Annotated in this window: 9 protein-coding genes; 2 read left to right on the top strand and 7 right to left on the bottom strand. The window is 32.9% G+C overall.

Translation table 11 applies throughout. The annotated features are described in order from the left end of the window. Positions 1–41 precede the first annotated feature (41 nt). From mnmG to B0A64_RS23705, 3 genes are all read right to left on the bottom strand, one after another. Positions 42–1913 carry a tRNA uridine-5-carboxymethylaminomethyl(34) synthesis enzyme MnmG gene (mnmG, locus tag B0A64_RS23715; protein WP_089481936.1) on the bottom strand — a complete coding sequence of 624 codons (1872 nt, stop codon included), beginning with the start codon at positions 1911–1913 and terminating at the stop codon, positions 42–44. A 713-nt stretch (positions 1914–2626) separates the two neighbouring features. After that, positions 2627–3046 carry an rRNA maturation RNase YbeY gene (gene ybeY / locus B0A64_RS23710; protein WP_089481935.1) on the bottom strand — a complete coding sequence of 140 codons (420 nt, stop codon included), beginning with the start codon at positions 3044–3046 and terminating at the stop codon, positions 2627–2629. Further along, positions 3043–6441, bottom strand: coding sequence for an O-antigen polymerase (locus B0A64_RS23705; RefSeq protein WP_089481937.1), 3399 nt, complete (start codon positions 6439–6441; stop codon positions 3043–3045). Before B0A64_RS23705 ends, ybeY begins: the two co-directional genes overlap by 4 nt. Before the next feature lie 162 nt (positions 6442–6603). On the opposite strand from B0A64_RS23705, the gene gltX reads away from it, so the two are divergent. Next, complete coding sequence (gene gltX / locus B0A64_RS23700) at positions 6604–8109, top strand: glutamate--tRNA ligase (RefSeq protein ID WP_089481934.1); 1506 nt, start codon at positions 6604–6606, stop codon at positions 8107–8109. A 132-nt stretch (positions 8110–8241) separates the two neighbouring features. Beyond that, positions 8242–9222: an SPFH domain-containing protein gene (locus B0A64_RS23695; protein ID WP_089481933.1), complete on the top strand. Its 981-nt coding sequence runs from the start codon at positions 8242–8244 to the stop codon at positions 9220–9222. Positions 9223–9244: 22 nt separating this feature from the next. Here the strand turns inward: B0A64_RS23695 and B0A64_RS23690 are convergent, their stop codons facing one another. The 4 genes from B0A64_RS23690 to B0A64_RS23675 form a co-directional block, all read right to left on the bottom strand. Then, on the bottom strand, positions 9245–9499 hold the full coding sequence (locus B0A64_RS23690; protein ID WP_089481932.1) for a DUF6327 family protein: 255 nt from the start codon (positions 9497–9499) through the stop codon (positions 9245–9247). A 2-nt stretch (positions 9500–9501) separates the two neighbouring features. Then, positions 9502–9852: a competence protein gene (locus B0A64_RS23685; RefSeq protein ID WP_089481931.1), complete on the bottom strand. Its 351-nt coding sequence runs from the start codon at positions 9850–9852 to the stop codon at positions 9502–9504. Positions 9853–9978: 126 nt separating this feature from the next. Next, positions 9979–10305 (bottom strand): YtxH domain-containing protein, encoded by a 327-nt coding sequence (locus B0A64_RS23680; RefSeq protein WP_089481930.1) that lies wholly within the window; start codon positions 10303–10305, stop codon positions 9979–9981. Positions 10306–10396: 91 nt separating this feature from the next. Beyond that, positions 10397–10876 (bottom strand): hypothetical protein, encoded by a 480-nt coding sequence (locus B0A64_RS23675; RefSeq protein WP_089481929.1) that lies wholly within the window; start codon positions 10874–10876, stop codon positions 10397–10399. Positions 10877–11086 lie beyond the last annotated feature (210 nt).

Below are 11086 nucleotides of genomic sequence, written 5' to 3'. Positions count from 1 at the left end.
AATCAACAATCAACAATCTAAAATCTAAAATCAGAAATCAATTACCTTCCCATATAAATCAACAATACGGAAATATCACTTGGTGACACTCCGCTTATTCTTGATGCTTGAGAAATTGTTACAGGACGAATTTTGCTTAACTTTTGTTTTGCTTCAATAGACATTGATTTTATTTTATCGTAATCGAAATTCTCCGGAATCTTCACTTCTTCTAAACGAGTTAGCTTATCAGCATTATTTCTTTCTTTTTCGATATAACCGGAATACTTCACCTGAATTTCGGCTTGTTCTAAAATTTCCTGATCTACATCATTTGATTCTATATACTCCTTTACTTTTTCAAATTTCATCATATCCTCCAAATCAATTTGCGGACGTGAGAAAACTTTAAACATCTTATCACCTTGTGTAATTGGAGCTGTTTCTTTTGCTTCGAGAATTGGATTTGTTTCTGCAACCGAAACACTCGTCTCTCTAAAGAAAGCAACCATCTTTTCAGACTCATTCAATTTCTTTTCCATTCGGCGTAAACGTGCCTCAGATGCCAAACCAATTTCATGCGACATTGGTGTTAATCTAAAATCGGCATTATCCTGACGCAACAATGTTCGATACTCTGCTCTTGATGTAAACATACGATATGGCTCTTCCGTTCCTTTTGTAATCAAGTCGTCAATCAAAACTCCAATATACGCTTCGTCACGTTTCAGAATTAGCGGCGCTTTTTCATGCACTTTTAAATGCGCATTAATTCCAGCCATCAAACCTTGCGAAGCTGCTTCTTCATATCCTGTTGTTCCGTTTATTTGTCCGGCAAAATATAAACCTTCAACCAACTTCGTTTCCAAAGTATGTTTCAATTGTGTTGGCGGGAAATAATCATATTCGATCGCATAACCTGGACGAAAGAATTTCACTTTCTCAAAACCAACTACAGAACGCAATGCTTTAAACTGAATGTCCTCCGGAAGCGAAGTCGAAAATCCATTTACATAAACCTCGCAAGTATTCCAACCTTCGGGCTCAACAAATAATTGGTGACGTTCTTTATCAGCAAAACGATTAATCTTATCTTCTATCGAAGGGCAATATCTTGGTCCAAGACTTTTGATTCTTCCGTTAAACATTGGCGAACGGTCAAAACCCTCTCTCAAAATATCATGAACATCCAAAGACGTATATGTCATATGACAAGATCTTTGATGTGTTAGCGCAACGGTTAAATCCGAATAAGAAAACTTATCCGGTTTTGCATCTCCTTTTTCTTCGTTCATTTTAGAATAATCCAAAGAACGACCATCAACTCGTGGTGGCGTTCCGGTTTTCATTCTTCCAGATTCAAAACCTACAGCAACCAAATCTTCCGTGATACCGGTTGCAGCACTTTCACCTGCTCTACCTCCACCAAATTGTTTTTCTCCAATATGAATCAAACCATTCAAAAAAGTCCCGTTTGTCAACACAACAGATTTCGATCTAATCTCTACTCCTAACGAAGTTTTAATTCCTTTTATCTTTCCGTTCTCAATAATCAAACCTTTTACCATCTCTTGGTAGAAATCAAGATTTGGAGTTCCCTCCAACATCATTCTCCATTCTTCGGCAAAACGCATTCGATCACTTTGAACTCTTGGCGACCACATTGCAGGTCCTTTTGATTTATTCAGCATCTTGAATTGAATTGCAGTTCGGTCAGAAACAATTCCTGAGTATCCTCCCAACGCATCAATCTCCCTCACAATTTGTCCTTTTGCAATTCCTCCCATCGCTGGGTTGCAAGACATCTGTGCAATGTTCTGAAGACTCATGGTAACCAATAAAGTTTTTGATCCCAAATTTGCGGCCGCTGCCGCGGCTTCAGATCCAGCATGACCTGCACCAACTACAATAACATCGTATTCTTCTAAAAACATTTTGTTTTATTATTCTCTGCAAACCGTTTAAGGCGATTCTCAGAATTACTTTTTAATTCTTTTGTTCCACGTGGAACGGCGCTAACGCGCAAAATTCAAATTTTCAAAATCAAGCACACAATCTAAAAACACAGATTACGTCTTAAACAACTAAAATCTGTTCCACGTGGAACAGATTAAATAAACACATTATTCAATCTTTCGATCAAAATTTTCGAAACAAAACTTCTGTTCCACGTGAAACATTCTTAATTCCTTCGAAAGAAAACTCAACTTCATAAATGAAATCTCAGTATAAAAATCCAAACTTCCATGATTACAAAAACTTAAATTCAATCCTCAAAATTTCAAAAACTGTTCCACGTGAAACATCACTTAAACAATCTCAAATATTCGATACCTAAAAATTTTAACCTTTCAAGCATATCTTGTTCCACGTGGAACGCTTTAAGAATAGAATTTTCGAACAAGAAAAGCTAAAATTAAATCTGATTATTTCATGTTCCACTTGAAACATTTTATACCTAATATTATAAAATTCCTGATCGGGTTTCTTAAACTCTTTTAAAACTTTACTTAATGTGTTCCATGTGGAACATATATCTTTCGTAACCTTGAAGATGTTTCACGTGGAACGTTTATAAAAACCTGTCAAACTAGATAAACATGTTTCACGTGGAACATAAAATTCTTAATATTCGAAAGTGGTTTAATTACTGTTCCACGTGAAACATTGCAATTTTCTCATCTTCTTTAGAACGCATAAGTTCAGCCTCAGAATCACTCTTATCCTTGTATCCACAATAATGTAATATACCATGAGCAAGAACACGCTTTAATTCTTCTATAAAAGAAACATTAAAATCCTTAGCATTATCTTCTACTCTTTCGACAGAAACAAATATATCTCCGTTAAGTTCATTACCAACTGTATAATCAAAACTGATAATATCTGTTAGTGTATCATGATTTAGATATTCTACGTTTATCTTATGAAGATATTCATCATCACAAAAAATGTAATTTATCTCTCCTTCGTTTTTGTTTTCAGAAACGATCACAGCGCTTAACCAATCAGAAAAGGTTTGCTCGTTGTCTAAAGTAAATTCGGTTTCGTAATTAAAATTGATCATTTTGTATTAAAATATTCTTGAACCTTTTGATTAAAATTCGAGCGCAAAGGTAGTGATTGTCTGTTTAAAATCTCCACACTGTTTAAATAATCCAATAACGAGCTTGGCAATGCATTTGTTCTATTAGAAAATTCAGCCTTATTTGTTTCGGATTGACGCTTTGTATCTTGTCCTTGTTGCTGAACTGCATTGTTTAATTTTAATAATTCTTGCTGAATATTTAGAATACGTTGCAGGTTCTCGTTTTTAAATCCTTTATTTAAAAGTTGCTTTTCTGAAGCTTTCATTTGATCTATTACAGATTTTCCCTGAGAATCTAATCCTTGTTTAGCCAACTCTTTTTGTAAAGCTTCTCGAAGTTTTACCTGCTCTTTATAAATTTCCATAATAGCTTCAGCATCTCCTTCCCCATCATTTCCGTCTTTTCCTTCGTTCCCTTTTTCTCCTCCTTTATTACCTTGACCGTCTTTACCATTTCCATTCTTTCCCTGACCAGATTTTCCCTGACCTTCTTTTCCCTGACCATCCTTTCCTTCTCCACTTTGACCTTGTTGACCTTGTCCCGGTTTGTCACCAGGTTTATCACCGGGTTTCATTCCTGCTTTCATCTTATCGCCTAAACTTTTTTGTTTTTGAATAATATCCGGTAGTTGCATTCCTTGCCCGTCTCCTGGTTTAGGTTTTCCAGATCCAGGTTTAGACATCGACATTTGCATGTTGTTTAATAAATCACTTAAAAAATCAGCTAACTTATTGGCAGATGAAACTGCATACTGTTGGTGCGAAACTCCTTTTGGAACCTGAACGTCGCTTAAACTTTCTATTGCTTTATCTATATTATATTGTACGTTTCCAATTTCCTTAGTTACATCTTCGGCAACTTTAGGATTACGAAGTGACAAAGCAAACAAACTATCATCTACATATCTAAACTGCTGTTTTAGATTTTGCTGAATTTTAATGTTCTTAGTAAATGCAGACGAACCTAATTTCATAGATCTAAACTGTTTCATTACATCTTCCTGAGATAAAGAATATGCCAAAAGATTATCCAGGATCTGACGAAGCATTGCTACATCTTCTTCTAATTGTTCTTGCTCTCCACCTTCCATACCAGCATCCATTTGCTCAGCCATACTTTTCATTTTCTTGGCTGCACTTTTTTGCTTTGGTTTAGCCGATGAAGAATTCTTTTTACTCAATTCTTCTGAAGCTTTTTGCAAATCATTCTCCACATCTTTTTCTTTTGAAGCATCGGCAGGAATATCCAAAGGCGCTTTTAGTGTCTTGTTTTCTTCTTTCAAGTCTTTTAAATCTTCCTGAATTTTATCAAAAGCTTTATTAATATCCTCTTGCTTGTCTTGAGTATTTTCTTTGTCTTTATTAGAAAGTTGCTCTTGTTGCTCTGCAAGCTTCTTTAATTTGTCTGCAACTTGTTCTGCTTTTTTAGATACATAAAAACGTTTGGTCAGTTCAACCAATTGCTCCAAATTACGAGATTGGTTTTTACTGATTTGTTTGAACTTTTCCATTTTATCAAACAACTCTTCGCTATTCAATTTATCATTTAAGTTCTTCAATTCATCCATCAACTTCTGATTCTTTTCTAAATCTTTCTCAGCATTATCCAAACGCTTTTGCAAATCATCGGCAGTTTTATCTTTCTTTTCAGATTGAAACTTATCCAGATTCTTATTCATTTTCTCCGTAAATTGTTTCATCAATTCGTCTTGTTGTTTCTGACGTTTGATAAAATCATTTACTTTTTGCTGATCTTTAAACTCCAAATTATCTTTCTCCTTTCCTGCTTTCTGAATCTTATCCATTTCAGAAAACTGCTTGGTTTGATTCTTTAGCGATTTTTCTAAACTATTGATATTCTCATTTTGTTGTTGCAATTCAAGATCATGAACTTCATCTGTAGTCGAAACACGATCAGAAAAAACAGATGACTTTGTACTCTTAAAACCATGTGGCGCATCATTATCAAAAACCTCAAAAAAGTATTCATAAGAGACTCCTTCCTGCACAGCAAGATTACTTGGGAAATTAAAAACAAACTGATCAAATACTCCAGACTTCACCGGAATGGTACCTCGCTTTGCAGTGTTTGGTTTGTTGCGTTCGTAATAAACAACCTGTAATTTCGACAAACCATAGTCATCACCTAATCTGCCCAGAACATAATTTTTATCTAATTTTAAACTATCAGGAGCTGGACTTACTGTAATCGTAGGATGCTGATCTTTGATAACTGATAGCTGATAATCTAGTTTTTCGTAGTTTTTGACCTTATTATTAGAGGTAAGAATTTGATATTCTGTATTTTGACTGATGTTTTTAGCCAATTTAAACTCATTTTCGGCTTTATTGAACTTAAAAACGGAGTTTTCATCCTTCCAAACAATCTCCTGAGTCGATTGTGTTTTCATTTTCCAGGTTACCAAAGTACCTTCCGGTACAATTGCATTTCCAGTTCCCTGAATGGTTTCTGATTTCTTTTTTAGATAAGAAGGGAAATTTAAAACCATTTCGAAGTTCGCAATTGATGGAACAGTGATTACTTTTAATTCATAATCTTCTGATGAAACTGAATTTCCTTCGAAAGAAAATGCCACATTCGATACTGGTTTTTCAATCTTGAATTCGAACTTTCCAGGCTGAGATGATTCCATAAAATAACTTTCGTTACCAATATGAATCATTACATTCTCCGGAACTATATTTCCAACAGATTCCATTTTGATAACAAAATCTTTGTTTTGTTCTGTTTGCAAATTCTGATTTAGAACCACAAACTTAAAAGGTGCAGGTGGTAAAAATGTAGCATTAAAATGAACTACTCTATTTAAACTTTGAGAAATTATATTGCTGTTTCCAGAAATATAAAACACAGCAAAAAGCAAAATTGGAATGATTGCTAATGGTAAATATTTTTTATTTGTTTTAAAATTGATTGCATTGCCAAACGGAATTGGTTGCAATGAATTTGCTTTTTGTTCTATTGAAGCCAACATCAACTCTGAACTTTCTATCGAATTCTCAGACGCTGATAATTGCAAAAAGTTCGTTAGTTTATCACTTACTTCAGTAAAATGGTTTCCGATAATAGTCGAAGCCTGATTATAATCGATTCCTTTTTGAAGTTTGAACAACTTAAAAATTGGAAATAAAATAAAACGAAACAAAAGAAAAACTTCTACTGCAATAAAAATCCAGAATAATAATGTTCTTCCTAATGGTTTTAACCAAAGGAAATACTCAATAAAAAGGGTAAACAAAAAATATAATAATCCAAAACCAATAAAAAGAAGTGCTCCTTTTATCAATTCGTTGGTGTAATATTTCTTTATAAATGCTTCTAACTTTTGGTATATAGCAGATGTTGTTTTCAAGTTGAATCTATTTTGATTATAACCCATAAAAGTAGTAATTATAATAATACCTTTTAAGATTCTAAGTTACTAAGACGCTAAGGTTCTAAGATAGAAAAATCTGAAATCAACATTCTAAAATCTAAAATCATAAAACGTATCTTTGCATCAAAATTTAAACAAATGTCAAAGCAAGTTCGTGTGCGTTTTGCACCTAGTCCAACAGGACCTTTACATATTGGCGGAGTTCGTACTGCCCTATTTAATTATTTATTTGCCAAAAAAAACAATGGTGTTTTTTATTTAAGAATCGAAGATACAGATCAGACCCGTTTTGTTCCTGGTGCCGAAGCTTATATTATGGAAGCACTGGAATGGTTAGGAATTTCTCCTGAAGAAACTGTTGGGAAAAATGAAAAATTTGGTCCTTACAGACAAAGCGATCGTAAAGATTTATACCAAACTTATGCTGCGCAACTGATCAATTCAGGTTGGGCATATTATGCTTTTGATACTCCGGAAGCTTTAGATAGTTTGAGAAAAGAACAAGAAGCAGATGGAAAAACATTTATTTACAATCATACTATTCGTGAAAAGTTAGATACTTCTCTGGTAATTTCTGCTGAAGAAGTTGCTACAAGAATTGCAAATGGAGAACATTATGTAATTCGTTTTAAAACTCCGGTTGATGAAACATTACATCTTAAAGATATTATCCGTGGTGATGTAAAATTTGAAACTAGTTTACTTGACGATAAAGTATTGTTTAAAAGTGACGGAATGCCAACCTATCATTTAGCCAATATTGTTGATGATCATTTGATGGAAACTTCGCATGTAATTCGTGGTGAAGAATGGTTGCCATCTATGCCTCTTCACGTTTTATTATATAGAGCTTTTGGTTGGGATGCTCCGGAATTTGCACATTTACCTTTGATATTAAAACCTGTTGGTAACGGAAAATTATCCAAAAGAGATGGTGACAAATTAGGATTTCCTGTGTTTCCATTAGAATGGAAAACTGAAGAAGGCATTTCATCAGGTTACAGAGAGAAAGGTTTTTTTCCTGAAGCTGTTATAAACTTCCTTGCTTTGTTAGGTTGGAATGACGGAACTGACAAAGAATTATTTTCATTGGAAGAACTTGTAGAATCTTTTGACCTGAACAGAGTTCATAAATCTGGCGCAAAATTTGATCCGGAGAAAAACAAATGGTTCAATCACCAATACTTAATCAAACAAAATAATGAAGATCTAGCGAAAAGCTTCTCTCCTATTTTGGCAGAAAAAGGGTTCTCGACTCCGCTCGAACTGACAACAAGAATCGTTTCTTTGATTAAAGAAAGAGCTCATTTTGTTTCTGAATTTTGGGATTTAACTGATTTCTTTTTCCAGGCTCCAACATCTTATGATGAAAAAGCAAGTAAAAACTGGAAGGAAGAAACTCCGGCTTTGATGCAGGAATTGATTTCGGTACTGGAAAATATCGAAGATTTTACTTCTGTAAATATCGAAACAATTGTAAAAGATTGGTTGACTAAAAACGAAATTGGGATGGGGAAAGTTATGCAACCTTTCCGTCTAAGTTTAGTTGGAGCATTAAAAGGTCCTCACCTATTTGACATTATTGAAATTATAGGGAAAGAAGAAACCATATCAAGAATTCAAAAAGCAATTGCAACTTTATAATATTTTAAATTTTAAATTAAACGCTAAGACACATTGATAAAATGTTCTTAGCGTTTTTTTTATGCTTTTAAAAATTGAAATTGGAAGAATATTCGTAATTTACCAGATCATAAAAACTAAATCAATATCATCATGGGTACAGCATTTATTATTCTAATAGTCTTCGGATTATTTATTTTAATGTCTTCATTTTTTACCGTAAAACAACAATCTTCTGTAGTAATTGAAAGATTTGGTAAATTTTTGAGCGTTAGAAATTCAGGATTACAACTAAAAATTCCGTTGGTTGACCGATTGGCCGGACGTGTAAATCTAAAAATTCAACAATTGGATGTTATCATTGAAACAAAAACTAAAGACAACGTTTTTATCAAAATGAAAGTTTCGGTTCAGTTCAAAGTTATTCAGGAAAAAGTCTACGATGCTTTTTATAAACTTGAATATCCACACGATCAGATTACAGCTTATGTATTTGATGTGGTTCGTGCCGAAGTTCCGAAACTAAAATTAGATGATGTTTTTGAAAGAAAAGATGATATCGCAATTGCAGTAAAAAGAGAATTGAATGAAGCAATGACTACTTACGGATATGATATTATCAATACTTTGGTAACTGATATTGATCCGGACATTCAGGTAAAAAATGCCATGAACAGAATTAATGCTGCCGACAGAGAAAAAACGGCTGCTGAATTTGAAGCTGAAAGTTCAAGAATCAGAATCGTTGCAAAAGCAAAAGCCGAAGCTGAAAGTAAACGTTTACAAGGTCAGGGTATCGCAGATCAACGTCGGGAAATTGCAAGAGGTCTGGTAGAAAGTGTCGAAGTTTTGAACAATGTTGGAATCAATTCTCAAGAAGCTTCTGCCCTAATTGTTGTAACTCAGCATTATGATACGCTGCAAGCTATTGGTGCAGATGCAAATTCGAACTTAATTTTGTTACCAAACTCCCCTCAAGCCGGTAGTGATATGCTCAATAATATGGTTGCATCGTTTACAGCATCAAACCAAGTTGGTGAAATGATGAAGAAAAACAATAAGAAGATTGTAAAACCAAAACCTATCGAGCCTCAATCAGGTTATGAAGATGACATTGAACCAGAAACAAAATAATTAAACATAATAAAAAAGAGGCTTAATTGCCTCTTTTTTTATTCATAAACCAATTAATAATATAGGGAAAAATTGATTGTAAAATTTGTGGATATGAGTTTGTAAAATATTCTTTATACGAAGAAAAAACTCCCGTAAGAATACTATGTGGTGTAATAGACTCTTTGGTTCTTTGAAAACTTAAAACCAATTTTTGGTAATTAATATCTTTTTCGAGTTTCAAAATTTCTAAATCTCTTTCGATTTCTGCGTATGATGCGTATTTTTTAGTTTCCATAATTAATCATTAAAAAAGATTTCCGAAAATTTCTCTAAGATCGGACCTTCTACAACTTTATCTTTTAAGAAAAAAAGCAAAATTGTAAATATCAAATAGATCCCTCCTACTGCTAAAAAACCAAGTGCATTACTTTCAAACAAAGATCCAAAAGCATAAGCTGCAGCAAAAGATCCAAAAATCATAACCATACTAAAACACAATAAAATCAAAGTAAACTTAAAAATTAAAGTTGTTGATTTCATCGCAACCTTAAAACCCCAAAGTTTATAATAAGCCAAATGGCTCTCCAGATAAACCTTGGCCTGATCTTGAATGTTTTCAGTGTTTTCTTTTAATTCTTCAAAAGCCATAATAGTAATTTAAATTAAAAAAGAAGCACAAAGCTCCAGACTCTACAATTGAATTTTGATTATTCTAAAATAAAAATAACCAAAGCAATCATAAAAATCAACTTGAACTTTGTGCTTCCTGGATTATTATTTTTGAAGTTTAGCGTTTTGTGCTTTTAAATCAGCCAGTTTAGATTCTAAAAAACCAATTACTTCCTCTGTTTTATAACTCATATTAGAAAGTAACTCACCGTAAGTTCCATCAAGATTTTCTTTTGCATGTGTAAATTTTTCACGTAAAACCTGAGAACTTGCCGAAAGTGAATCTTGCAAATTATGCTTGGCATCATCTAAACCTTCTTTGAGTTTAGCACGGGTTTTTGATCCTTTATCCGGAGCAAATAAAATTCCGATCGCTGCTCCTACTGCAGCACCAGCTAAAATTGCTGCAACTGTATTTACGTTTTTTGACATAATATTAAAATTTAAATGATTAATAAAGGTACTCTTTTTTTGAATTATAAATTATTGATTAATTGTAATTTAATTAAAATTAACACTAAATTTAATACACATAAGCTACAGCTTCATACTTACCATCTGCTTTTTGAACAATACTTACAAATGGATATCCATTTGAAGCAGATTCTGTTTTGATTCTCATAGTCGTATGCTTTTGATTAGCGATTGGCGGTTCACCTTTTGTCTTTGTCGAAACTCCGGAAAAGTTAGCTACCTGTTTTAAACCAATTGTTTTGTCCTGAGATAAAACAGTAACGAATTTATAATCTGATTTTGAATCTACAATAACTTTATCAGATATTTTTTGAGTTTGATTGGTTTGTTTATTCGTTAATTGTGAAACAGCATATTTACTAATTTTATGTTCTTCGGCACTTCCGTTCAAAGAATAATAAACTAAATCATTTTCTAGTTTAATAAAATTAACATCAAGTTGTTCACCATTGTGTTTTGTAATTTGGTGTGTTTGAGAAATTGCAATATTGGCAAATAAAACCGATAGCGTAAAAAATAGAATTTTCATAAGATTAAGATTTAAGATTTGAAATTGTTCACATCAAAAAAAAAGACAAAATTTTAAATAACCCACAAAACTAATTTCATGAAATTTAAAATTATAGAATGCCTTTCAAAAAAACACTTTTACGCTAGAAGTATTATCAAAACACAATCATAATCAAAATCGACCATAAAATCAATTTTTAGAATTCCGACTTAGAATTTAATCTAAAAC

The sequence above is a fragment of the Flavobacterium araucananum genome (genome assembly GCF_002222055.1).
Lineage (GTDB): Bacteria > Bacteroidota > Bacteroidia > Flavobacteriales > Flavobacteriaceae > Flavobacterium > Flavobacterium araucananum.
This window is presented reverse-complemented; position numbering and strand designations above follow the sequence as displayed.